Consider the following 25054-nt stretch of genomic DNA (forward strand, 5'->3'; position numbering starts at 1 on the left):
ACCTCTTCCCGGACCCACCATGAACCAGCGAGCCCTTCCCCCTGCCTCCCTTGCCGCGCAGCCGCAATGGGAACTGCACCAGATCGTCGATGAATTGCGCGCCGTGCGCGAGCAGTGGCGCGAAGGTTTGGCCAGCAACCAGGAGTGCGGTGCGCGCGAATTCCCGTCGCGCCAGCATTTGCACGACATCATCAAAGCCCTGTGCGCGGCCCTGTTCCCCATGCGCCTGGGTCCCCTCGACCTGCAGCAGGAGAGCGAGGATTTCTTTGTCGGCCACACGCTCGACACGACCCTGACGGGCCTGCACGAACAGGTGCGGCGCGAACTCAGTTATCACGCGCGCCAGCATGGCTTGCAGCAGACGGTGTCCATCGAACAGCAGGCGCTGGCCATCGTGCAGCGCTTTGCCCGCGCGCTGCCACGCATCCGCGCCCAGCTTGACACGGACGTGGCGGCCGCCTTCCATGGCGACCCGGCCGCGCACAGCGTCGATGAAGTGCTGCTGTGCTATCCGGGCATCCTGGCCATCATCCATTACCGCCTGGCGCACACCTTGTATGCGCTCGGTGCGCCGCTGGTGGCGCGTATCATCGCCGAAGTGGCCCATTCGCAGACGGGCATCGACATCCACCCTGGCGCCATCATCGGCAGCAGCTTTTTCATCGACCATGGCACGGGCGTGGTGATCGGCGAGACGGCCATCCTCGGCGAACGGGTGCGCATTTATCAAGCCGTCACCCTGGGCGCCAAGCGCTTTCCCGCCGGCGCCGATGGCGTGCTGAAAAAGGGGTTGGCGCGCCATCCCATCGTGCAGGACGACGTGGTCATCTACGCGGGCGCGACGATCCTCGGACGGGTGACCATCGGCCAGGGTTCCGTCATCGGCGGCAATGTCTGGCTGACCCGCAGCGTGGCGCCCGGCAGCCATGTCACGCAAGCGCACAACCAGCAGGAAGCGCCCGAATTGCCGGCGCCATCCCACCCCGCTTTTGCCCACCACCCATGAGGACAGCATGTTGATCAAACAGTTTGGACTGGCCGTGCGCCAGTTGCGCGAAGGGCATGGCTGGTCGCAGGAGCGGCTGGCCGAAGCGGCCGACTTGAACCGCTCGTTCATCGGCGAAATTGAACGGGGCGCCGCCACGCCGTCGCTGCTGACGGTGGAAAAGCTGGCCGTCGCGCTGGGCGTCGGCCTGGCGGGATTGATGGCGCGCTGCGAGCCGGAGTTGGTGGATTAAAGCGGGTGGATTAAGCGCCACGATGATGGCGATAGCATGTTGAGTAAATGAGAGGGGCGTCCGATACTTTATTCGTTTTTCAGATAAGCATATTCACTTTTCTCATCAGGAGTAGTCATGGCAGAAGCAACAGAGAACCAGTTCGCGCTGGGCGATAACGCCGCGCGCCAGCTGGCCAATGCAAGCAAGAGCGTCCCCCAGTTATCCACGATCACGCCGCGCTGGCTCGTGCACCTGCTGCAATGGCTGCCCGTGGAAGCGGGTATCTACCGCCTCAATCGCGTAAAAAATCCGAAGGACGTGCGCGTGGCCTGCTCGCAGCGCGACGAGTCGGAACTGCCGCAGACTTTCGTCGACTACGATGACCAGCCGCGCGAGTATTTTCTCAATGCCGTCAGCACGGTGCTCGACGTGCACACACGCGTGTCGGACTTGTACAGCAGCCCGCACGACCAGATCAAGGAGCAGCTGCGCCTGACCATCGAGACGATCAAGGAGCGCCAGGAAAGTGAATTGATCAACAATCCCGACTACGGCCTGCTGGCCAGCGTGCATGACGACCAGCGCATCTTTACCCTGACGGGCGCGCCCACGCCGGACGACCTTGACGAACTGCTGACGAAAGTGTGGAAGGAGCCGGGCTTCTTCCTCGCGCATCCGCTGGCCATTGCCGCCTTTGGCCGCGAATGCACGCGCCGCGGCGTGCCGCCACCGACCGTCAGCCTGTTCGGTTCCCAGTTCCTCACGTGGCGCGGCGTGCCGCTGGTGCCGTCCGACAAACTGCCGATCGAAGACGGCAAGACGAAGATCATTTTGCTGCGCGCGGGCGAACAGCGCCAGGGCGTGATCGGCCTGTTCCAGCCTGGCCTGGCGGGCGAGCAAAGTCCGGGCCTGTCCGTGCGTTTCATGGGCATCAACCGCCACGCGATTTCGTCCTATCTGATTTCGCTGTATTGCTCGCTGGCCGTGCTGACCGACGATGCGCTGGCCGTACTGGAAGACGTGGAGATCGGTAAATACCATGACTACCCAGACACCTACAAGTGATGGCGCGGCGGGCTTGCCTGCCGTCCCGTTCTTACCTGACGAAGCGACCCTGAACCGCCTGGCCGGTGAATTCTTTGCGCGCCTGCCGGGGGTGGCCCCCGCGTTGGACAAGTCGCCCAGCCTCGGTGGTTCCGGCAGCGTGCTCGATGCGGCGCCTCGCTATGCGAACCGTCCGCCGCCGCAGCCCGGCCCTTCGTTTGCTGCCATCGCCCCCGGCGTGGCGACGGCGCAAGTGCCGCCCGTGACGCCGCCTCTGGAGTCGCCGCTTGCGCCGGCGCCGGCATCGATTCCCACGCCGCGGGCGTCAAGCCTCGGTGCGCCGTCGCCGTATTACTTTGTCGGCGGCGCGCATGGCTATCCCGCGTCGAACGGCAAGCTCGACGGCCTGGCGCAGCAGGGGCTGGGGCAGGCGGCACCCGATGATCTGCGGGGACTGTTTTCCACGCCGCCGCAGGTGCCCGCGCGCCAGCTGCCCGTGGCGCCAGCCGCCGGTCAGCCCGCATTCTATTTCCAGACCGAGCTGCCCCCGGCGACGAAGCCTGGTCAACACCAGACGCCGGCGCCGTTCGACGTGCACGCCGTGCGGCGCGATTTTCCCGTGCTGGCCGAACGGGTCAACGGCAAGCCGCTGGCCTGGTTCGACAATGCGGCCACCACGCACAAGCCGCAGTCGGTGATCGACCGCGTGTCGTATTTTTATGCGCACGAGAACTCGAACATTCACCGCGCGGCACACGCATTGGCGGCGCGCGCCAGCGACGCGTATGAAGCGGCACGCGCCAAGGTGGCCAATTTCCTTGGCGCCGCCTCGGCCAATGAAATTATTTTCGTGCGTGGCGCCACCGAGGGCATCAACCTGGTTGCCAATACGTTTGGGCGCAAGTACATCGGCAGCGGAGACGAGATCATCGTCTCGCAGCTTGAGCACCACGCCAACATCGTGCCATGGCAGCAACTGGCGGCGGAAAAGGGCGCAACCTTGCGCGTGATTCCCGTCGATGACAGCGGCCAGATACTGCTCGACGAGTTCCGCAAGCTGCTCAATGGGCGCACGAAACTGGTGTCCGTGACGCAGGTGTCGAATGCGCTGGGGACGGTCACGCCCGTGGCGCAGATCATCGCGCTGGCGCATGCGGCCGGGGTGCGCGTGCTGGTCGATGGGGCGCAAGCCGTGTCGCACCTGCGCGTGGACGTGCAGGCGCTGGGCGCCGATTTTTATGTCTTCTCGGGCCATAAAGTGTTCGGCCCGACGGGCATCGGCGCCGTGTATGGCAAGGCGGACTTGCTCGAGCAATTGCCGCCATGGCAGGGCGGCGGCAACATGATCGCCGACGTCACGTTCGAGCGCACCGTGTACCAGGGCGTGCCGAACCGTTTCGAGGCGGGCACGGGCAATATCGCCGATGCCGTGGGCCTGGGCGCGGCCATCGATTACGTGCAGCGCATCGGCCTGGAAAACATCGCTGCCTACGAGCACGCGCTGCTGGAATACGCGACGCATCATTTGCAGGCCATTCCCGGCGTGCGCCTGATCGGCACGGCGCTGGACAAGGCCAGCGTGGCCTCGTTCGTGCTGGCCGGCTACGAGCCGGCGGAAGTGGGGCGCGCCCTGAACGACGAGGGCATCGCCGTGCGCTCGGGCCACCACTGCGCCCAGCCGATCCTGCGCCGCTTCGGCGTGGAAGCGACCGTGCGGCCATCGTTCGCCTTCTACAACACGTATGAGGAAATCGACCGCATGATCGTCGTGGTCAAACGCCTGGCGGGCGCGCGCCGCTAATCTTGCTGGCCTGACAATCTGATGCCGCCCCGGCACAAGCGGGGGCGGCATTGTTGCGTCAGGTCACGGACTTTGCGCGTGGCTGGCAGGCGCCCGCAGGCTGGCGGTATAATTTATCCTTGGCAATAATCAAGCTGCGGCCCCAAGGAGATATCCGGTGGAAGATCAACACAGCTCGCCCGAGCTTTTCCTGTTCCTGGCGTCGACCGTGCACGACATGAAAAATTCGATCAGCGTGGTCAGCGGCACGCTGGAATCGCTGCTGGCGGCCGAGCAGGCGAAAACAGCCCCCCAGGCCGACCCCGCCTACCTGCAGATGGCGCAGATGCTGTACCAGACCAAGCGCCTCAACGATAACCTGATCCAGCTGCTGGCCCTGTACAAGGAAGTGGGCAAGCCCGGCTACCCTTTCGACGTGCAGCCGCAACTGGTGAGCCAGGTGGTCGACCAGGTGGTGGACCAGGAAAAGATATTGCTGGCCTCGAAAGGCATCCAGCTGGAGACGGCTTGTGCGCCCGAGCTGATCTGGACCCTCGATGAAGACCTGGTCATCGGCGTGCTCGCGCATGCCATCAACAACGCCATCCGCTACACGAAAGATACGATCCGCCTGTCCGTGCGGGAGCACGACGGCATGCTCGAGCTGCGCGTGGAAGACAATGGCGACGGCTATACGCAGGCCTTGCTCGACGCGGGCAGCGCGGCCATGGATGGCATGGCCGCCGGCGTGAATTTTTCCACCAACAGCACGGGCCTGGGCCTGTATTTTTCCAGCGAAGTGGCAAAGATGCACAAGCACCGGGGCAGCAGCGGCAGCATCGCCCTGGAAAATGGCGGCGCGCTGGGCGGCGGCTGTTTCATCCTGCGCCTGCCCTGAACGAGGAAACCATGACGACAGACAGCCACGCCACCGCCGCCGAAGCGGGCAGCACCGACTGGGCCGACAAACATTATCTGCTGGTCGACGATTTCATCGGCATCCGCATCCTGTTGCGCGAATCCCTGCGCAACCTGGGCGCGCGCCATATCGACCAGGCGGCCAGCGGCGGCGAAGCCATGAAGCTGCTGGCCAAGACGCGCTACGACGTGGTGCTGTGCGATTACAACCTGGGCGAAGGCAAGAACGGCCAGCAAGTGCTGGAAGAGACGCGCGTGCGCAACCTGACGGCCCCATCGAGCGTGTGGCTGATGGTATCGGCCGAGAAAAGTGTGGAATCCGTGATGGGCGCGGCCGAGCACCAGCCCGACGCCTATCTGATCAAGCCGATCACGGAAGGTGTGCTGCTGACGCGCTTGAACCGCGTGTGGCACAAGAAGCAGGTATTCCGCGAAATCGACCAGGCCTGCATGGAAAAGGATTATTTGCGCGCGGCGAAATTGTGCGACGCGCAGATCGAGCTCAACAAGCTGCACGAGCTGGAATTGCTGCGCATGAAGGCCAGTTTGCTGCTGAAAAGCGGCGAGCCGGAAAAGGCCCGCGCCGTGTATGAAAAAGTGCTGGCCGACCGCGATTACAGCTGGGCCAAGGCGGGCCTGGGCAAGATCCGCATGAACAACGGCGAGCACGAGGCGGCGCGGCAGATATTCCAGGGCGTGATCGTCGAAAACAAGTATTACATCGACGCCTACGACCAGATGGCCGTCGCCTACCAGCTGATGGGCCAGCACGAGGAAGCGTGCGGCGTGCTGGAAAAGGCGGCGCGCCTGTCGCCCAATTCCGTGCCGCGCCAGCGCAACCTGGGGCTCGCGGCCCTGAAAGTGGGCAATGTCAGCATGGCGGAAAAGGCCTTTCGCAAGTGTATTTCCATCGGTGAGTTTTCCGTCATGAAGACGCCGGACGCCTACCTGGGACTGGCGCGCGTGTGCGGCTTGAAGAAGGATGCCAAGGAGGCGCTGCAGTGGCTGCTGCTGGCGCAGCGCGAGTTCTCGCCTGAGCAGATCGGGCTGCGCGCGAAGATCACGGAAGGCATGGTGCACCACGAAACGGGCGATTACCGGCGTGCGCGCAAGTGCGGCGACGAGCTCGAAGCCATGCTGCTTGAAGACCCGGCGCGGCCTGAGAAGGCTATCTGCATGGAGCTGGCCACCTTGCTGTTCGCCGTCGGCGTCAAGGATGCGCCGGCCGGCCTGCTGTGCTACGTGGTGAAGAACAACCACGACAACCAGGTGGTGCAGGACGAAGTGCAAAAGATTTTCGACAAGGCGAAGATGGGCGACGAAGGCACGAGCCTGATCATCGCCTCGCGCAAGGAAGCGTCGGACTTGATGAACAAGGGCGTGCTGCTGTGGAAGACCGATAAGCTCAACGAGGCGGTGGCCTGGATGCGCGCGGCGCGCGAAAAGCTGCCGAACAACCTGCGCATCCTGTTCAATTCCGCGCAAATCATCGTCTCTTTCCTGCAGCAGCGCGGGTTTCAGGCCGACCTGGCGGCCGAGGCCATGGAAGTGTTGTTATATGTAGACAAAATTGCACCAGGGCAGCAGCGCTTCGCGCAATTGATGGAGCAACTGGTGCAGCTGACACCGCCGCCCGGGCCGGAAGACGCCGTCGTGGCGCCGGAAAATGCGCCTTTGGCGCCGGAAAAAGGGGGAAAAGCCGTGCGTGAGCGTGCCGGATGATAAACTAGGGGCCAGCGTGGGTTCGCCCGTGCTTGAGTTGCTTTACAACAATAAGGAAGAAACTATGCGTGATGTGGTCAATGAAGTGTACAAAAAAATGAAAGTCGGCAGTATTGCCTGGGTACGCCCGGTCGCCGCCAAGGGAGACACGCTGGAAACATTCCAGTCTTCGTACGAGCACGCCAAGGCGCTGGCCGACGAAGGCCTGATCACGATCGGTGACGTAAAACGCCAGGCCGACAACATGATCGAGGCGATCCGCATTCATCGTATCGCCTGATCATATTGCCGACTTGCAGCATCAGGCTTTGCCTGGCGCTTTAGCCTTGGGTGCCGCGCGCTTTGCCGGCGCCTTGCGCAGCGGGGCCTTGGCCTTGGCTGCCGTGCCTGCCTCGGCAGGTTTGGCCGGCTTGCTGGCCGCTGGCTTGGCTTTGCTCACGCTGCCAAAGCTGGCCGCTGCCGAGCTGGCGGCGTCAGGCGACATCGCCGTCGAGACGGCTTGCTTGAACTGATCTTGTAACAAATTCCACCATGCACTTGGATTGGCGAGCTGGGCTGCCGCCTGGCTGCCGGCATCGCCGGGCGCAGCCGCAGCAGCCGGTTCCGGTACGGGCGCAGGCGCTGGTGCCGGTTTCGGTTCAGGTGCCGCAGGTGTGGCTTGCTGGAAAAACGCGGAAGCGTAGGGCACGGATTCAAACACGGTTTTCTCGCTGGCGCCCGGTTGCGTGATGGCCGCCGCCAGTGACGCGCCCATCGATTTCAATGTGGCGATGGTGCCGCGCTGCACTTCCAGCGCCTGGATACTGCCGCGCAGCATGCTGGTGTTGAGGTTCAGCCACGCTTCGACGGCTTTCAGGTCGTTGATTTTCTTGTCCAGCTCTTCCACCGACATGGTGGGCGCCGTGATGCCAGGCATGCCCATGCCGGGCACGCTCATGCTGCCCCACAGGTTTTTGACGAAGTCGAGCGTATCGGTCACAACTGCTGCGCCCGGCATTTGGGGCATTTGCGGGTTTGCCATGCGAAATCTCCTGGTAGGTGGATAGCCTTAGCGTAGCAGATATCGGCTTGCAACTGACGCAATGCCGCCAACATTTTCTTACATAAAACATTAAGAGTTGAGCACGGGCAAGAAGCGGGAAGCGGGGCGGAAGCGTTACACTACGGCCTATGATGCCTGACTCCTTCTTTTCGCCACCGCGCCGCCGCACCGTCGTCTTTGTCGCGGTCATCGGCGTACTGCATTACGTGGCGTTGGAATGGCTCACTTCGCGTGCCAGCATGGTGCCGCTGGGACAGAATCATGCGCAGGTGGTCAGCATGGCCTTGATCGCCGAGCCGCCCAAACCGCTGCCGGTGGTGCCGCCACCGCCGCCTGAACTGCGGCCAGTGCCCAAGCCCAGGCCGCCGCCACCGCCGCCGCCCCCGACGGAGCTGGCGTCGAGCGAAACGCCCCGGTTGACGGCGCCCGCCAGCGACGTGCCGGAAGGCCCGGCCACGACCGAGGCGGCCGCCGTGGCTGCCCCGGCCATCACGGCGCCGGCGCCCGCCGTGGCCGCCGCACCCGTGCCGGCCAGCGCGCCGCCGCCGCCCGTCGAGCAGGCACGCCGCTACAAGACGAATGCGCCTGCCTCGGCCCAGTTCGACCTGCATGTGGACCGGCGCGATGCGGATGGCACCAAATGGCAGGGCGTGGCCGCGATGGCGTGGGACAACCGGGGCGACACGTATCAGCTGAAGCTGGAAGTGGGTTTGAGCATGCTAATCACGCGCATCAACCTGCTGGTGCTGACCAGCGAAGGCGTGATCGATGGCAGCGGCATCGTGCCCGTCACGGCCACGGAGAAACGCAAGGGCCGCGCGCAAACGGCAACGCATTTCAACCGCGACGCCAAGGCCATCACCTTTTCGGCCACGACGGCCACGGTGCCATGGCAAGAGGGGGCGCAAGACAAGGCCACCGTGCCGTTCCAGCTGGCCGCCATCGGCCGTGCCGACGTCAACCAGCTGGTGGGCAATATCGACATACTCGTCGGCGAGGAAAAGGAAGCGACCGTGTTCCGCTTCCACCTGGTGGGCGAGGAAGAACTGGAAACCAGGATGGGCCGCCTGGTGACGTGGCATCTGCGCCGCCCGCCGAAGCCCGGCACGTATTCGTCGCAGCTCGATATCTGGCTGGCGCCATCCATGCAATGGTATCCGGTACAAATACGCAATACCGAAGCGAACGGGGCGCTGACCACGCAAACCGTGACCCAAATTCGCGTCAATGACGCTACAGGAAAATAAATGACTACTTTGAAAACTTTAAAACAATTGCTGGTCGCCAGCCTGCTGGCCGCCACCCTGTCCCCCGCCATGGCGGCGGACGAGCCCGTCGATCACCCCGTCATCAAGCGCCCGTACAAGCTGGCGCCCTCGGCTGACCTCGTCTATTCGATCAAGGCGAAACAGCGCGGCATTGCGCTGTCCGGCGAATCCGTCAGCAACTGGCGCGCCGGCGATGGCAAGTACTCGCTGCTGGCCGAAACCAAGGCCGCCCTGTTCGGCAAAATACTGGAACAGCGCAGCGAAGGCACGGTCGACGATTACGGCCTGGCGCCGTTTCAATTCGTGGAAAAGCGCTTCCGCAAGGAAGCGGCCACGACCACCTTCAAGCGCGACAGCAAGACCATCGTCTTCAGCGAAGGCGATGACAGCTATCCGCTGAAAGGCGGCGAGCAGGACCGTAACAGCACCGTCTGGCAACTGGTCAGCGTGGCGCGCGCCATCCCCGAGAAATTTACGCCTGGCTCGGAATGGAGCTTCTTCGTTGCCGGCCGCCATGACGCCGAACCGTGGACCTTCAAGGTCGTCAAGCAGGAGACCGTCGCCACCGGCCAGGGTTTGGTGGAGGCCGTGCACCTGGTCAAGGCGCCGCCGCCGGACAAGAAGGGCCAGCAAGTGGACCTGTGGCTGGCGCCGTCGCTGGAATGGTATCCCGTGAAGGTGACGTTCGCCGATGAAGACGGCGATTACGTCGAGCAAACCTTGCAAAAGATCGTCAAGAAGTAAGTGTTCACTAATGGTTCGGGGCAGGCATGCCGTGTTTGGCCCCCCATTGCATCATCCTGGCCCGGCACGGCGCAGCGGCCGTGTTGCGCCGTGTCCGCACCTCCCCCTCCCATGCGCTAAATTGCATGTCAGAACTGATATACTGACGCCCCCGCCCCGCAGCGCCGCGTTAGCCCGCAGCGCCGCCCGCTGAACACTCATCCGGAAAAGAATGATTGATATAATGGCAAGTGCAGCCGTGGCTACGGATGCAAATCAGACAGAGCAAGAGCATCACGATTCCTTGCAGGCGCATTTCCAGCCCAATATTTCGGCCGACGAGATCGAGCAGGTATTTCACTTGAAGCGGGCGCAGCCCCTGCTGCAAGTGTTTACAGCCCTGTTCCACGGCGGTTTCGATGGCGTGCTGGTGCGCCTGCTGGTGTTGCGCGAGCTGGCGTCCGATGCGGCCACGTCCGCCTATACGCGCGCCGATATCAACACGAAACTGGCGTATCTGTTGCCGGAAAGCCTGGAAACGGTCTTGCTGCGCCTGCGCTCGAACCAGTTGCTGGCCTGGGATGCGCAGCAGGGCGTGTACCGCGTGACCCCGATGGCGCGCAATGTGCTGTCCGCCATCGACAGCCTGCTGGGCCTGGGGCAGACGGAAGATGAAGCGGAAATGGGCTTTCTGTTGTCGCAGGTGGCTGGTGCGCAAGCCGTCGGCGGCGTATCCGTTGAGCAACTCCAGCATTTGCTGGGGCGCCTGGTGGACTTGACGGAGGAGTTCTCCGATGCCATCGCTTCCGGTTCCGAATTCCGGCTGCGCACGGCGCAAGCGAAGTGGAACATGGCTTGCGACTGGGTCGAGAAGGGTTCCGAGATTCTCGTGGCGATCACGTCCGATGAAAACGCGGACAGCGCCACGCACAAGGCGGCGCAGGCGATTGGCCGCGCGCAAAGTAAATTGCTGAACATGCAAGGCATGTTTTCGCGCGCCCTGAACCAGATCGAGCGCCAGCGCGTGCACCTGGGCCAGTCGGGCCTGTCGACTACCGACATCAAGCGCTGGCTCTTGCTGCACGACGACCTGGCCAGCCTGGCCGAAGGCGCCATCGACCAGCCCGTCGTACCGCTGTTCTCCACGCCGGCCGAAATGATCGATGTGGCGGAAACGGAACTGCTGTCCGAGCGGGCGGCAGGCGTCATCAACACGGGCCTGCCTAGCGGCGAGGATGCGCCCACCACCATCAGCGACGGACCCGCCATGCAGCTTGAACTCGATGACCTGTTGGACCGCCTGTCAAACTTCGCCAGCCTGGGCAATTTCCCCAGCATCGGCGAAGAGGGGCCGAAATCGGTGCCCGTGCAGGACTCGCTGCTGCCGGCCAGCTTTGCCGTGGCCTCGTACCGCGCCTCCATGCTGCCGCTGCTCGGTGATGTTTCCGAAGCGAGCTTGCAAGGCTCGACGGCCGAACTGGCCCGTTTGCCGATTACCTTTACACCGACCGACGAGATGGTCCAGCTGACCGACCCCCATGTGGCGGCCATGTCGATCGCCTCGCTTTCACTGAATGTTTCACTTGATTTAGATAGCGGCACCGCCGATGAATGACGATTCCCAAATCCTGATTGCGCGCCTGCTCACGCATCAAACCCTGCGCCGCGACGACAAGCTCGTCAAGCGCGTGCTGTCCGACGAGCTGTTCCGCGCCGAAATCGATGCGCGATTGCTGGCCTGCGGCTTGAAACTGCTCGACAACGTGTACGCCGACCATGTCACCCTGGCCCTGACGCGCACCATCGAGCCGAAGATCTTCGGCGCGCGTGACGTGTGGCAAAACAATAATTTTGGTTTGGCGCGCGATGGCGTGGCCTTGCTGGTGGTGCTGTGGGCGCAGATCATCCTGCCCAAGCGTGAACGCCAGGAAACGCACCAGCACGCGGACGATGACCAGAACGACATGTTCGGCACGGAAAAACCGCTGCCGCGCGCGGAAGACGCGTCGATCGGCATTTCCTACAAGGCACTGCTGTCGGACTTCGGCGACAAGCTGGGCAAGAAGACGCGCATGGACATGAATCTGGGCACCCTGGCCAAGCTGGGCTTCATCGAGCGGCGTGGCGATTTCATCCTGGAAGGTCCGCTGCTGGACCTGATGATGGATACCGACGTCCTGAAAGAGCGCATCATCAACGGCGCCCTGGCCGACGTGTTCAAGCGGGCGCCGGCGCGCCTGGTGGCCGTCGACCTCGATGCTGACTTGTCGGCTGATTTGTCCGCCGACATCGGCGACCTGCCCGACGCCGGCGATGCCGATGACACGACGTCGTCCGACCTTCCTCACTGAAAGCGCCCATGTTTCATATCAAATCACTTGAACTGGTGCACTGGGATTACTGGCAGCGCATCAAGAACATCCCGCTCGACGCGAAGATCATCACCATCGCGGGGCAGAACGGCTCCGGCAAGACCACCTTGCTCGACGCCTTGCGCACCCTGTTCGGCCTCGACTGCTCGATGGGCCGCACCTATAAACACTATGCGCGCCATTCGGGCCAGCAGACGGCCTGGCTGCGCGCCGTGGTCGACAACAAGAACGTGGGCAAGCAGCTGTCGAACCGCCCGTTCCGCAGTTCCGGCTTCTTCAGCGACGATGAAGTGACCCTGTTTTGCCAGATACAGAAGAATGGCGGCGACTGGAAGCGCCAGTATCTGATGCGTCCGGGCAATGTACAGATCGAGGACATCACGGATGCCAACGACTGGCTCGGTGTGGAAAACTACCGCAAGCGCCTGGCCAATGCGGGCTTGTCGCCGGCCATGTCGAAAGTGCTGGCGCTGGAGCAGGGCGAGACGGACAAGCTGTGCGAATACGCGCCGCGCCAGCTGCTCGACCTGGTGTTCCAGGTGTTTGGCGACAAGGAAGTGCTGGACGCCTACGATGAAGCCAAGCGCCACCAGCGCGACACGGAAGTGGAGCTGAAGCGCTTCGAAACAGAGCTGGAAGCGTCGAAAACCAACCTGGAAGGCTTGCGCCTGCGCGTGGCCAATTACCACCAGTGGGAAGGTTTGCATAAAGAGCGCCGCAACCTGCTGGAAGAAGTACTGCCCAGCCTGCAGTACCACGAGGCGCGCGAAAAGGCGGCCATCGCCAGCCGCCAATTGCGCGATGCGCGCAAACCGATGGCGCAGGCCGACCAGCAGCTGACCGATAAACGCAATGCGCTGGCCGCGCAAGCGAAAGCCCTGTCAGACGCGCAGATGAACGAGACCTTGCTGGAGCAGGAATCCATTGGTCTGCAGAGCCGTTTGTCCTTGATCAATGCCAAGCTGAAACCGCTGGACAGCCTGCTGGAACAGAAAGACCGCCTGCACAAGCTGGCGGCGGACTCGGGCAGCGATATCGCCGAAGTGGCGGCCCAGCTGGAACAGAAGGAAGCGGAACTGCTGCGCCAGCGCCAGCAGCGCGACGCCTTGTCGGCCCGCATCGCGGGCGAGCAGGCAACGATTGCAGCGCTGCAAGGCAAGACGGCCATGCCGGAGCCGGACAATGTGCGCGGCATGCGCCGCGCGCTGCGCGACGCGGGGATTGCACACGCGATGCTGTCGGACATCGTCGAAGTGACGGACAGCCGCTGGCAGGGCGCCGTCGAAGGCGTGCTGGGCGGATACGCCTCGGTCGTCTTGCTCGACAAGGCCAAGGATGCGGCTGCCGCTTACCGTTTGGCCGAGAAGGAGCGCTACCGCCACTTCATCGTGCCCGAGCTGGTCACGGCGCCAGTGGCGAAAGACGAAAGCTTGCTGGCCGTGGTGAAATTTTCCGCACCCGTGCCCAGCTGGCTGATCGAGCAATTGTCGCGCATTGCGCGTGTCGATTCCGTCGAAGCAGGCTTCAAGCTGGGCAACCACGAAGAGTGGATCACGCCCGAGGCGTATCACCGCGAACGCCGCGGCGGCCGTTCGCTGTTCGTGGAAGCGTCGCGCTACCGCTTCGGCCAGGCTGGCCGCAGCGGCCGCCTGGAAGCGCTGCTGCGCTCCCTGCCGGGCCTGGAAGGACAGGAAGACACCTTGACCCTAGCGATCTCGAAGCTGGCGGCCGAAGTGGGCGCCTTGAAAGCGCGCATCGCCGGCGTCGACGCGGCCAAGGAACTGAGCGCGCGCCAGGAAGAATTCGCCGAAGCGCTGCGCAATTCGAAGCCGCTCAAGGAAGAGCGCCTGGAAGTGGGCGGCCGTTTGGGCGAGCTGCAAAACCTCACCAAGAACGCCACCGTGGCGCGTACGCGTGCCGATACCGTGTGGCAAAACGCGCGCCTGGCCCTGTCCGAGGCGGAAGCCGGCTCGCGCCTCGGCTACAAGAAGCAGATCGAACAGCGCGCCGAGCATGCGCGCGCCTTGCTGGCCCTGCGCCATGCGTGGCGCCACTTGCCGAAAAGCTGGCGCAGGCCGGGCCGACGCGCGGCACTGGTGGCCGAACACCAGAATGCGCACCAGGTCGATCTGCGCGTGGCCAGCCTGCAAAACAGCCTGGCGCGCGACGACTGGGAACTCGACGCTACCGTCATCGACCAGCATCACCGCCTGTCGGACCAGTTGCATGGCCGCCAGTCTGAGACGGACGAGCGCCGCTACCAGAACAACCGCGCCATCGAAGCGACGGGCAATGCCCGCGGCGCCTACATGGAACGCTTGCGCTACACCATCAAGACGTACAGCAAGAACATCAAGGAACTGGGTGAACTGGCCGGCATCGAAGTGCATGCCGACCCCGTGCGCCTGGAAAACGACGACGTGCAGCTGTCGCAGGCGGGCTTGCACGTGCGCTTCAAGTTCGACGGCAAGGGCGTCATCGGCATGAACGATGGCGAGGCGTCGGGCGGCCAGCAAGTGATGAAGTCGCTGGTGTTGCTGATCGGCTTGCTGAAATCGGAGGACGGTTCCGGCGGCTTCGTCTTCATCGACGAACCGTTTGCCCACCTCGATATCCGCAATATTCAATTGGTCGGCGAGTTCCTGAAAAACACGGAAGCGCAATACCTGATGACGACGCCGTTGACGCACAACACGGATGTCTACGATCCGTCGGAACTGACTTTGATCACCAGCAAGAAGAAAAAGGATACCCAATGGGCGCAACCGATTTTCGTGCTGCAGCGCCGCGTCGATCCCGTATCGGGCAAGGTGGCGTGATGGCCATGGGCAAGCTCATTCTGGCCGCGGCCCTGTCGCTGGCATTGGCCGGCACGGCCGTGGCCAACGACGGCATCGGTTCCGTGAGCGCGGGCGGCATTCTGTTCGGCAAGACGGATGCCGTGGCCATGAAAAAGGAAGTGCTCAGCGTGAGCACGGACTTGATCAAGGTCGAGTACGAATTCCTCAATGAATCGGCCAGGGATGTGGAAGAGACGATCTTCTTCCCCTTGCCAGAATACGCGTCCGGCTACCACGGCTCGCCCACGTATTATGGCCAGCCGCAGCAGTTTACTGTCGACGTGGATGGCAAGCGCAAGGATTATAAAACCACCTTTGTCGCTAAGCTCGATGCCGAGGACGTGACGGCCCGCTTGCGCCAGCTGGGATTGTCGGATGCGCAAATTGCGTATTTCCCCTCGCACACGCCGTTCGACAAGAAAGTGACGCCGCTGACGGCCGCGCAGAGCAAGATCATGATCCGTGAAGGCCTACTGGCCCAGCTGTACGACGAGGAATGGGTGCCGGCCTGGACCGTGAAAGTCATCTACCTGTGGCAGCAGAAATTCCCCGCCGGCAAAGTCGTGCGCGTGCGCCATCAATATGCGCCGTTCGTCGCGGCCGGTCCTGGCGCTTCCTACCTGGGCGATGGCAATGCCTTTGAAAAGAAATACTGCGGCGACAAGGCCTTCTACAAGACGTGGAACCGCCTGGCGGCCAAGCAGGGTGAAAGCGGCTTCGTCAATGCCGTGTGGGTCTCGTACATTCTGACGACGGGCAATACATGGAAGAATGGCATCGAAGACTTTACCTTGAACCTGATCAAGGGCAAGTCGGACGAGCTGGTCAGCCTGTGCTTCCCCGGTACGTTTACGAAAATCAACCCCACCACCTTGCAAGTCAAGCTGCGCAACTTCCATCCGAAACAGGACCTGGACGTGTACTTTGGCAATGTCGAGATCGGTGGTGCCCACGACGGCGTGGCGCCGCAGATCCGGCCGTGAGCACGTGAGCGAGCAGCAGGCACTGGCGGTGCGTTTGCGCGCCATCGCCCGCGCCACACCGTGGTGCATGCAAGCCTTGCAAGCCGTGGCGCAGCTGGGCTTGCCCCACTGCTGCATCGGTGCCGGCGCCGTGCGCAACCTCGTGTGGGACGCCTTGCACGGCTACGCGCAACCGTCGGCCTTGAGCGACGTCGACGTGGCGTATTTCGATGCGCACGATGTGCAACCCCGGCGCGAGGTGGAACTGCGCCAGCGCCTGGAAACTGCGTTGCCCGGCGTGCCGTGGGAGGTCTGCAATCAGGCGCGGGTGCACCTGTGGTTCGAAGATGCTTTTGGCTATGCCGTGCCGCCGCTGCTGTCGCTCGACGACGCCATCGCTACCTGGCCCGAATTTGCCACCTCGGTTGGCATCTATCTGCAGCCTGACGGCGAGATCGGCATCGTCGCGCCGCATGGCCTCGATGATCTGTTCAATATGGTGGTGCGGCGCAACCCGGCGCGCATCAGCCTGGACGGCTATGCGCAGCGCCTGGCCAGTAAGGACTATGCGGCGCGCTGGCCGCGCGTCACCATCATCGCCTAGATAAATGTGGTGTAAAACGCAATTAAATGCACTGTGGATACAGATTGCCTATAATTGCCAATTTTCCAATAGTGTTTTCCTGATCCCATGTCCTTCTTGATTTCCACGCCGCTGCGCCGCCTCGGCCACCTGTTCTGCCTTTCCTCCGCCCTCGTAGCACCCGTCGCCTGCGCCGACAGCTATACCGATTTCCAGCAAGCTGCCACGCGCCTGGAAGCGATGATGGCCGCGTCCACTGCCGATGGCAGCTTGCCGCATTTGGCCGACCCTGCCGTGGCGGCATTGTTTGCCCAGGTCGCCGATGGCCCGCGCCTGTTCCAGGCGCCCGTGGCCGCGCTGCAGGACATGAACCAGAGCGTGGCCGTTTGCGAGCGGGCGACCAACCTGGGCAAGGCGTATTACACGTTTGGCTTGCAACGGCCGCTGCTGCTGTCCGGCGCGGAGCTGCAGCAGGCGCGCCGGGAGCAGGTGACGCAGAACCTGGCCAATTATGGCGATGAAATGGCCGCCCTGTTTGCCTTCGGCGTGCATTGCCATGCGCACTTGATCGGTTTGATGGAAGCCGAGTTCAGCACGCAGCCGGCGCAGGACGTGAGCGGTGCCGAGCGTATGCGCGCCCGCGCCTTCAGCAAGGGATCGAGCACCATGTTTGCGAATGTGGTGCAGTTTGTGCAGGTGCCGTTCTGGAATGTGGCGCAAAAGAAAGTCATGCTGGCAACGGCGGCGCAGCATGCCACGGCAAATGCCAATCTGATGGCGCCGCCCTTGCGCGAGCGCCTGCTGACCAGCCTGGCCGAGGCGGACAAGGACCTCGACCCTGCCTTGGCGCCGGCGCTGGCGACGATACGCCAGGCGCTGGCGGTGACGACGTGTACTGGCCTGTGCCAGTACTATTGATTTACTCTGAGGCTTGCAAGGGCTTGTTGCGCTGGCGCCAGCGCACCAGGCCCCACGCATACACGGCGTAGTAGCCGATGACGAGGCCGTAGGCAGCCATGGTCAGCGGGCTCTGGCCGAACGGTGGCGGCGGCACGGGCACGTCCTGGCGCGAGTTCAGGTAAATCTCCATGCCGCGGTACAGCAATCGTGCGATGAACAACATCGTGATGGCCAGGCCCAGGTAGCTGTGCTGGGTAAAGAAAAAGTCCTTGCCGACGTGCTCGAAGCGCGTCAGCTTCAAACCCAGCATGCCCAGCCAGCCGCCGGCCAGTGCGGCCGCGCCCAGGCTGGACAGGGGCAGGGTGTCGAATTTCGTCGTCGTCGCCAGGAACAGCAGCAACGCGGGGAACGCGATCGCCACGGTCCAGTGCCGCCACAGCTGCGACTTCTGGCGCGCCACCAGTTTCTTCAGGCGCGAATAAATGCGCCAGACCAGCAGCGGGACCAGTAACAGCAGGGCGAGGGTGGTGGTTTCCATGTATGCAATCGGGTACGGGTAAAACAGCGATTGTAAGCCAGATGGGGACAGGCGGCGATGCTTGTCAAACGGTAAAAGTTGCATGTTGACATTTACTTGGCATGCAAGCACTATGGTCTGTCATGGCAGGGCGCTGGCCGCCGATATCAAACTGGCAGGCAAATAAGGGCAGCGGCGGGCATCTCGTGGTATGGTCTTCTTTTGTCTGCAGGGAGGCCAGCCATGTCAGTCATCCATGCCCACCGCGCGCCCGACCCGGCGCCCGTCGATGAACCCATGCCGGCGCCGGAGCCGCAAGACGCGCCCGGGCACCATCCGGGGCCCGTGCACCCGGTGCCGCAGGATGATCCCGTGCCGCACCCGCATCCCAGTTAATCTCGTCAAGAAAGGCTGTTTTAGATGGCAATTGTCAAGGAAGTCTACACACGCAAAGTCAGCGGAGAATCGTTCGACTATGAACTCGATTACACCCAGGGCACGGACGTGGCCTGGATTGCGCGCGTGTACCACGACGGCGTGCTGAAAGGCTCGCCGCACGGCGCGCTGACGGCCAACGTGCTGTCCGGCCCCGCGCTGGAACAGTACCTGCGCGCGTATGTTGAAGGCATGATCGAGCGGGGCCTCGACGTGGCTGAGTAAGATCGCTTTTGCGGTAGAGCAAAGAAAAGGGCGCCGAGGCGCCCTTTGTGTTTTTCGCTTGCGTTGAATCAATCAATGAATCAATCGAACGCCCAGGTGTAAAGGACGTCCAGCGCATTGTTGGTGCCCGTCTGGAACTGCAAAGTAATGCGGCGGTTCAGCTTGTAACGCAGCTTGACCAGGCTCGTCGCCGTGCTCGTGCCTTGCTCGAACGTCAGGTAGGCGCGCGAGGACAGGCGCTTGCCGACGGTGACAACCGTGCTTTCCAGCCCTTGTGCCTGTGACAGGCCCACCTCATCGAGTCCCAGCGAACTGGCCAGCTTGCCCTGCAAGCCGCCGCCGGAGCCGCCGAAGAGGGCGCCTGCGGCCGTCGTCAAGAGGGCCATTTCATCGCCGGCCGCCGTTTCCGCGCCGTGGCCGAGGATCAGCCAGGCCAGCTTGTCGCTGTCCGACACGCTCGGCGTGGAGACCAGCTTGGCTGTTGGCGCCTGGGCCGTGCCGCGCACTTCCACGCCCGCTTCCACATTCGTTTCCGACAAGGCTTCGCCTTCGGGACGCTTGCGCACGGCCAGGATGTTCAGGGACGGGTTGTCGTAGGCGCCCGTGAAGGCGATCAAGCCCCGTTCGATCGACAGCTTTTGTCCGTAGGCCGCGTACTGGCCGCTGGTAACCTTGATGCTGCCCGTCACGCGTGGCGCGGCGCGGTTGATGACTCTGGCGCGCACATTGCCAGCCAGGTCCGCATCGATGCCCATGCCGCGCAGGTGGAAGGCATTGCCCAGGTCGAACTCGAGGTCGATATTCAGGGGCAAGGATGGCGCTTCCTTGCTGCCTTTGACTTCCTTGCCCAGCACTACCACGTCGCCGCTTTGCGTCGGGGTATCCTGCGGCGCCAGTTCGATCAGCGCGCGGTTGGCCTTGAATTTGCCCTCGAAGCTGAAACGCTTGTCGTTGCGCACCAAGGTGCTGTTGCCCGACAGGATCAAGGTGCGGTCGGGGCGCGACAGCGCCTGCAGGCGGTCGGCCATCAATTTCAGTTCCAGGCTCGCTTCGCCATTCGCAAAGCGTACCCAGCCATCTGCCTGCACCTTGCCATCGCCGCCGTCAAAGCTCAGGCGCTGCAATTGCAATTGATCGCCGGCCAGCTTGGCTTGCAGCACGCCATTGCGCAATTTCAAGCCCTGGTCGGCCCAGTTCACCAGCAACTTGCTGCCGTTGATGTCGCCATTCAATTGCGGCGCGCCGATGGTGCCGCTGCCAGCCAGCGCGATTTTCAGGGCGCCGCCCAGTTCCAGGCCTGGCTGGCCCGTCAGTGGCGCCAGCCAGGCCAGTGTATCGACGTTGGTGGTGGCCGTCAGCGAGAGGGCGCTGTCATTGCTGATGCGTCCGCCCAGCATTTGCACAGTGGCATTGATGTCGCTCTGGCCCGCGCGCGCGCCATCGAGTTTCACGGCCAGGCGCAATTGCTGGTTGGCCACGTCCACTCTTGCATCGAGGGTGCGCAAGCCCAGTGCCAGCGGCTGTTCCACGCCCACCGTTACGTCGCCTTTTTCGCGGTAGATGTGCAGCATGCCGGCCAGTGATGGATCTTTCTGCTTGGCCGTCGGCACTTGCATGTCGAGCGACCATTGCGCGCCCAAGGTCAGGTCGCTGCGCGCATTGGCTTGCAGCGCGGGAATCACTTGCGCCAGATAGGTCAGGGCCACGCCGGCCGCCTGGCCGGAACTGGTCCAGCGGGGGCCGTTCTTGACGAGGTTTTGCATGGTGATGCTGCCTGCGGGCAATTTGATGACGGTGTTGCCCACGCTGATCTGTTCAGGCTGGCCCAGGCCCGCCACGCCGCTGCCGGCAGGGCCCGCCACTTTGACGGGCACGGGCGCTTGCAGTACCAGCGCATAGCGGCCCTTGTTTTGCAGGCTGTCGATGGTGCCTGTCCAGCTGGCGCCGCTCTGGCTGCCCCGGATTTGCACGGTGGCATCGAAATCGTCGTTGCGCGCCGCCAGGTTCACGGTGTGGCTGCCGCGCGTGCCCGTCGTGGCCAGGCGGGCGCTGGCCAGCTTGAAGGTGGGCGTGCTGTAGCCCATGATGTCCAGGCTGCTGACCATGGGGTCGAGCGCGCCCTGGCCAGCGCCCACGCTGGCGCTGCCTTTGATGGATTTCAGTTGCTGGTCGCCAAAGAAGGTCAGGTCACGGCCATCCAAGGTCAGTTGCGCTGCCGGTGCATCCATCTTGCCCGAGACGGAGCCGGCCGCCTGCAGCACGCCGGCAAAGCGCGGGCCCAGGGTCGACAGTTGCGGCGCATCGAGTTTCCACGTCAGCTTGTCGGTGGCGCCGCCCAGTGCGCCCTTGGCCAGCAGGCTGTTCGGCCCCAGGCGCAGTTCCGTATCCACGCTGTCGATGCGCTTGGCGTTGGCCGACAGTTTGGCGTAGCCGGCCAGCGGGGCGTTTTGCAAGGTCGATTCGCGCAGGGCCAGGTTGAGGGCCACTTGCCAGTCGCCGCTCAGGCGGCCGTTGCCGTTGAAATCCGCATTGACGTTGCCATTGGGCAGTGATGCACCAAACGCGGCCGGGTTGATCTTCTGTAAGGAACCCGTCATTTTCAGTTCCGCTTCCTTCTTCGGTCCCGTCAGGCCCACGTCGCCGCTGGCGTGGATGGCGCTGTCGGGCGCGGGACGCTTGCCGCTGGTCAATCCCAGTCCTTTCGCATCCGCAACGAAGCTCGTGCGCGGCTGCTGCAGGGTGCCTTGCACCACGCCGCTGGCCAGCACGGTACCCAGCAAATCACCCTGCAGGGCGGAAAGTTGCCGTGCATCGACGTTCCAGTTGAGCTTTTCGCCGGCGCCGCCAAAGTTGCCCTTGGCCGTCACGTTGTTCTTGCCCAGCGCCAACTGCACGTCGATGCCGCTGAAATGGGCCGCATCGGCCGTCAGCTTGCCCTTGCCGGACAGGGGCTGGTCGAGCAGCTTGCTGGGGCGCACGGTGAAGTCCGCATTCGCCAGCCACTGGGGGGCCACGTGGCCGTTCGCGCGCACGTCGAGGTTCAGGTCGGCCACGGGGAAGGCGCCGAAGTCGGCGGGATTAAGACGGCTGGTGCTGGCCACGGCCTTGAAGGGTTGTTCATCCTTCAGACTGATCTGGCCCGTCGCGTTGACGCTGCTTTTGCCTGCTTGCAAGGTCGCCTTGCGCAGTTGCACCAGTGAGTCGGCGAGGGTGGCTTCCACGTCCAGGCGCAGCTTGGCTTCGCCCAGCTTGGCGCGCAGGGTTTGCGTCTTGCCGTCGCTGTCGAGCACGATATCGCCGACGATCTTGGTGCTGTTGATGCTGCTGTAAATATGCTGCAAGTCGATCTTGTCCGTGTGCAGGGTCAATTGCGCATTGCCGATGGGCGCGTCGGCCGCATCGCGGTTGAGCTTGCCGCTGCCCGTGAACTTGCCCGCGTTGCCGAAGTCGATGATGGCTGACTCGAGCGTGGTGGCCGTCAGGGTGCCGCCCAGGCGCGCCTCGAACTGGCGCAGCGGCAATTTTTGCTGGTCGATGGGGCCCGGCGTGGCGTGGTTGAGGATGGCCAGCTTGCCCGACACGGTCTGCGCGTTGGGACGCGTGTCGATGGCGGCGTCGAGTTCCAGGCTCAGGTCCGCCTGTGGCAAGGTGGCGTCAAACTTGCCCGGATTGATGTTGCGGCCACGGATATTGGCCGAGCGCAGGATGATGACAGGGTCGAACGGCGCCAGCGCCAGCTGGGCGTCGGCCGTGGCCGCGCCCGCGCTGCCCTTGGCTGTCACGTTCAGTACGTTCAAGTCGCCGCCCAGCTGCAAGGCGAGGGCCGCCGGTTTTTCGCCGGCGGCGGGGTTGAGCTGCGTCAAGCCGGCCTTGCCTGACAGTTTGAATGGCTGCGTGGCGGCAATTGTCGCGCTGGCCGTGACCTGGCCGAACGGTGTCAGCGCCGAAGCGTCTTCCAGCTGCCATTGCGTCTTGTCGCCGGACAAGGTGAAGTGGATCTTTTCAAATACCGTGTTGCCGCCCGCGCTGACCAGGGTCACCTTGTCCAGGCGCGCGTCGGCGATGCCGATCTTGAACGGCGAAGCCAGGCTGGCGGGCATGGTCGACGGTTCTTCGGACGGCGCCGTGCTTTCCACGGACAGGCTGGCCACGTGCAGTTCGCTGATGGCGATGCCTTCCGAGAAGAACTGGAACGGCGACCAGTTGATGTCGATATTGTCGGCCGTGATGTGCTGCGTCTTGCTGCGGTAGCTGACGTGGCCCAGGTGCATGCGGTTGTACAGCGAGCCGGACACGCCCGATACTTCGATGTCGCCGCCGCTGGCGCTGGCCACTTTTTGCACCAGCATCTGCAAGGTCGATTCGCGGCCCAGGAACCAGAAGGCGCCGCCCAGCAGCACGGCCAGGCTGGCGACGGCGATCGCCACATAGCGGGGCCAGCGGCGCGTTTTTTTTACTGGGGGCTGGGGCGCGGCGTTTGGCGCCTCGGTAGTCATATCGGACATCAGAAAGTGAATCCCAGAGAGAAGTGCAAACGGTAGGCGTGGACGGCGTGGCCGTACGCCACGTCGACATTGATGGGGCCGACGGGGCTCTTGTAGCGTCCGCCCAGGCCGTAGCCCGACTTCGGCGTCATGGCCGCTTTCACGGTATCGGCCGCGTTGCCGGCGTCATAGAAGGCGGCAATGGCCCACTTCGGCTTGAACCAGTACTGGTATTCGGCGCTGCCGGTGAGCATGTAGCGTCCGCCGACTGTGGCGTCGCCTTCCTTGACGCCCAGTTCCTGGTAGGCATAGCCGCGCACCGACTGGTCGCCGCCCGCGCGGAACAGGTAGACGGCCGGCACGCCGCGTTTTTCCTTCGAACCGAGCGCGCCCATTTCGCCGCGCACGATCAGCTCGCCTTTTTCACCGAGCGGACGGTAATACACGGCCTTGCCGGCCACGCGCACGAAGCGCTCATCCGTCAGCACGGGCAGCAGGGCGCCGCCCACCTGGGCATTGATGACATAACCCTTGGTGGGAAACAGCAGGCTGTCGAGGCTACGCTTGGTGATGGCATAGGTCAGTGGCAAGCTCTTGCTGCGCGTCTGTTCCAGGCCGACGACGGTCTTGTCTTCGCTGAGGAACTCGAACGTCAGGCTGCGCTCCAGGTTGGTGCCGCCCCAGTTGCGCTTGGCCGAAATGGTCGTGACGGCCGTGATTTCGTTGGAAATGTCGCTGCGCTCGAACGATGCGCCCGCGCTGTCGTTGTAGCCGCGCTCAGTGGTGGGGAAATAAAAATTGGCGTGCGCCGCCTGTTTCTTCGTTTCCATGGTGATCGCGCTCTTGAAGCGCGTGCCCCACACGTTCAGGTTGTCATAGTTGAGCTGGGCGCGATTCCCCGTATTCGTACTGAAACCGAGACCGGCGCTGACGTTCTGCTGCTTGTTTTCCGTTACGCGCACCACCAGCGGCAGCTGCGGCGCGGGGCCGCGGTTGACGGGTTTGGCTTCGGGCACGGCGCCGGCGCTGGCACTTGCGGCCTCGGCTTGCTGGCTTTCCTGGCCTGCCTCGATCTGCTCGTTGAGAATGCTGCTCATGTCGGCGCTCACTTCCACGCTGGCAAAGTAGCCGGTGTCCTGCAGGCGCGCCTGCAACGATTGCAGCGCCGATTCGCTGTAGTACTCGCCGGGACGGATCTTGTCGAGGTTGCGGATGATGGCTTCCGGGTAGCGCTTCAGGCCTTCGATGCGCAGCTCGCCAAAGCGCAGTTCGGGGCCGCTGTCGAGCACCACCAGCAAGGAGACCTTGTGCGTTTCCGGGTCGACCACGGCTTGCGTATCGACCAGCTGGGCGCGCGGATAGCGCGTCTGCACCACTTCGCGCAGCAGCGCGCGCTTGGCCGATTCCCAGTCGGATTGGCGAAACACGCTGCCCGTCTTCAGCGACCAGCTGCGCTTCAGGGCTTCCGTATCGTAGGGCTCGCTGGCGGCCAGCGGCGGCGTGGGATCGAAGCCGCGCAATTCCAGCTCGACCTTGTCGATGGTCGCGGGCTGGCCCGGGTCGACGTCGACGATGACGACGGGTTTGGCGCCCGTCGTATCGACGCGCACCGTGACGACGGGCGTGTAGTAGCCGGCCGTGGCGATGAGGTTTTTGGCTTCTTCGGGCGTACCGCGCACGAGGCGCCGCAATTGCTCGCGGTCCATGCGCGGGTTGCCGCGGAAGCGTTCCAGGTCCAGGTTTTTTTCAAGCAACTCATCGAGGTCGCCCGGCGCGTTGACCTTGACCTCGTACTGCAGCGGGGCGGGCGCCGCTTCCGTGGCGGCGGAGCTGTCGGCAACGGCGTCTTGCGGGCGCTCTTGCGTCGCCTCCTGCGCGCCGGCATGGGCGATGGGAAACAGCAATATGGCACCGCCGGCGGCCGCCAGTGTCAGTTGCCCCATTACTTTTGTCACTACTTGTGCCAAAATTCGTGGTCGTATCGCCTTGCCGGCAGCCGTATGCCGTATGGGTCGTGCA

At 63.5% G+C, this 25054-nt stretch carries 21 protein-coding genes; 17 read left to right on the plus strand and 4 right to left on the minus strand.

Features of this window, described 5'->3' with window-relative positions:
- Positions 1 to 19: 19 nt before the first annotated feature.
- The 7 genes from epsC (at position 20) to AC3IQ7_RS03930 (ending at position 6964) form a co-directional block, all read left to right on the plus strand.
- Complete coding sequence (gene epsC, locus AC3IQ7_RS03900) at positions 20 to 1006, plus strand: serine O-acetyltransferase EpsC (RefSeq protein WP_099378537.1); 987 nt, start codon at positions 20 to 22, stop codon at positions 1004 to 1006.
- A gap of 7 nt (positions 1007 to 1013) precedes the next feature.
- Positions 1014 to 1238, plus strand: a complete 225-nt coding sequence (locus tag AC3IQ7_RS03905) for a helix-turn-helix domain-containing protein (RefSeq protein WP_070305409.1) — start codon at positions 1014 to 1016, stop codon at positions 1236 to 1238.
- Between the two features lie 117 nt (positions 1239 to 1355).
- Positions 1356 to 2285 carry a family 2A encapsulin nanocompartment shell protein gene (locus AC3IQ7_RS03910; protein WP_034784363.1) on the plus strand — a complete coding sequence of 310 codons (930 nt, stop codon included), beginning with the start codon at positions 1356 to 1358 and terminating at the stop codon, positions 2283 to 2285.
- The gene (locus AC3IQ7_RS03915) at positions 2260 to 4065 is read left to right on the plus strand and encodes a family 2A encapsulin nanocompartment cargo protein cysteine desulfurase (RefSeq protein ID WP_322426758.1); all 1806 of its coding nucleotides are present in this window, start codon (positions 2260 to 2262) and stop codon (positions 4063 to 4065) included. Before AC3IQ7_RS03910 ends, AC3IQ7_RS03915 begins: the two co-directional genes overlap by 26 nt.
- A gap of 157 nt (positions 4066 to 4222) precedes the next feature.
- On the plus strand, positions 4223 to 4942 hold the full coding sequence (locus tag AC3IQ7_RS03920; RefSeq protein WP_099378540.1) for a sensor histidine kinase: 720 nt from the start codon (positions 4223 to 4225) through the stop codon (positions 4940 to 4942).
- 11 nt (positions 4943 to 4953) lie between these two features.
- Positions 4954 to 6684 (plus strand): response regulator, encoded by a 1731-nt coding sequence (locus tag AC3IQ7_RS03925; RefSeq protein ID WP_322426759.1) that lies wholly within the window; start codon positions 4954 to 4956, stop codon positions 6682 to 6684.
- A complete protein-coding gene (locus AC3IQ7_RS03930) occupies positions 6668 to 6964 on the plus strand; it encodes a hypothetical protein (RefSeq protein ID WP_225242919.1) in 297 nt (98 codons plus the stop codon). The genes AC3IQ7_RS03925 and AC3IQ7_RS03930 overlap by 17 nt, the downstream gene beginning before the upstream one ends.
- Before the next feature lie 21 nt (positions 6965 to 6985).
- Here AC3IQ7_RS03930 and AC3IQ7_RS03935 read toward each other — a convergent pair whose 3' ends face one another.
- Positions 6986 to 7705 carry a PhaM family polyhydroxyalkanoate granule multifunctional regulatory protein gene (locus tag AC3IQ7_RS03935; protein ID WP_489208404.1) on the minus strand — a complete coding sequence of 240 codons (720 nt, stop codon included), beginning with the start codon at positions 7703 to 7705 and terminating at the stop codon, positions 6986 to 6988.
- 149 nt (positions 7706 to 7854) lie between these two features.
- On the opposite strand from AC3IQ7_RS03935, the gene AC3IQ7_RS03940 reads away from it, so the two are divergent.
- From AC3IQ7_RS03940 to AC3IQ7_RS03975, 8 genes are all read left to right on the plus strand, one after another.
- Positions 7855 to 8973: a DUF3108 domain-containing protein gene (locus AC3IQ7_RS03940; RefSeq protein WP_489208405.1), complete on the plus strand. Its 1119-nt coding sequence runs from the start codon at positions 7855 to 7857 to the stop codon at positions 8971 to 8973.
- Positions 8974 to 9738, plus strand: coding sequence for a DUF3108 domain-containing protein (locus AC3IQ7_RS03945; protein ID WP_489208406.1), 765 nt, complete (start codon positions 8974 to 8976; stop codon positions 9736 to 9738).
- Positions 9739 to 9961: 223 nt separating this feature from the next.
- Entirely contained in the window at positions 9962 to 11332 is a 1371-nt protein-coding gene (locus AC3IQ7_RS03950; RefSeq protein WP_099378545.1) for a hypothetical protein, read from the plus strand.
- Entirely contained in the window at positions 11325 to 12068 is a 744-nt protein-coding gene (locus AC3IQ7_RS03955; protein ID WP_176390728.1) for a hypothetical protein, read from the plus strand. The genes AC3IQ7_RS03950 and AC3IQ7_RS03955 overlap by 8 nt, the downstream gene beginning before the upstream one ends.
- Positions 12069 to 12076: 8 nt before the next feature.
- The gene (locus AC3IQ7_RS03960; protein WP_489208407.1) at positions 12077 to 14908 is read left to right on the plus strand and encodes an ATP-binding protein; all 2832 of its coding nucleotides are present in this window, start codon (positions 12077 to 12079) and stop codon (positions 14906 to 14908) included.
- A gap of 5 nt (positions 14909 to 14913) precedes the next feature.
- Positions 14914 to 15912 (plus strand): DUF4424 family protein, encoded by a 999-nt coding sequence (locus tag AC3IQ7_RS03965; RefSeq protein ID WP_158301225.1) that lies wholly within the window; start codon positions 14914 to 14916, stop codon positions 15910 to 15912.
- A gap of 4 nt (positions 15913 to 15916) precedes the next feature.
- Positions 15917 to 16495, plus strand: coding sequence for a nucleotidyltransferase family protein (locus tag AC3IQ7_RS03970; RefSeq protein ID WP_489208408.1), 579 nt, complete (start codon positions 15917 to 15919; stop codon positions 16493 to 16495).
- 87 nt (positions 16496 to 16582) lie between these two features.
- Positions 16583 to 17392 carry a hypothetical protein gene (locus AC3IQ7_RS03975; protein ID WP_489208409.1) on the plus strand — a complete coding sequence of 270 codons (810 nt, stop codon included), beginning with the start codon at positions 16583 to 16585 and terminating at the stop codon, positions 17390 to 17392.
- Between the two features lies 1 nt (position 17393).
- Here the strand turns inward: AC3IQ7_RS03975 and AC3IQ7_RS03980 are convergent, their stop codons facing one another.
- Positions 17394 to 17912 (minus strand): CcdC protein domain-containing protein, encoded by a 519-nt coding sequence (locus tag AC3IQ7_RS03980; RefSeq protein WP_489208410.1) that lies wholly within the window; start codon positions 17910 to 17912, stop codon positions 17394 to 17396.
- A 222-nt stretch (positions 17913 to 18134) separates the two neighbouring features.
- Here AC3IQ7_RS03980 and AC3IQ7_RS03985 point away from each other — a divergent pair, with 222 nt between their 5' ends.
- Both AC3IQ7_RS03985 and AC3IQ7_RS03990 read left to right on the plus strand, forming a co-directional pair.
- Positions 18135 to 18287: a hypothetical protein gene (locus AC3IQ7_RS03985; RefSeq protein WP_489208411.1), complete on the plus strand. Its 153-nt coding sequence runs from the start codon at positions 18135 to 18137 to the stop codon at positions 18285 to 18287.
- A 24-nt stretch (positions 18288 to 18311) separates the two neighbouring features.
- Positions 18312 to 18551, plus strand: a complete 240-nt coding sequence (locus AC3IQ7_RS03990; protein WP_099378551.1) for a hypothetical protein — start codon at positions 18312 to 18314, stop codon at positions 18549 to 18551.
- Positions 18552 to 18631: 80 nt separating this feature from the next.
- Here the strand turns inward: AC3IQ7_RS03990 and AC3IQ7_RS03995 are convergent, their stop codons facing one another.
- Positions 18632 to 23056: a translocation/assembly module TamB domain-containing protein gene (locus AC3IQ7_RS03995; RefSeq protein ID WP_489208412.1), complete on the minus strand. Its 4425-nt coding sequence runs from the start codon at positions 23054 to 23056 to the stop codon at positions 18632 to 18634.
- Positions 23056 to 24978, minus strand: coding sequence for an autotransporter assembly complex protein TamA (locus AC3IQ7_RS04000; protein ID WP_322426768.1), 1923 nt, complete (start codon positions 24976 to 24978; stop codon positions 23056 to 23058). The genes AC3IQ7_RS03995 and AC3IQ7_RS04000 overlap by 1 nt, the downstream gene beginning before the upstream one ends.
- Positions 24979 to 25054 lie beyond the last annotated feature (76 nt).

This window comes from Janthinobacterium sp. GL_088, assembly GCF_057837845.1.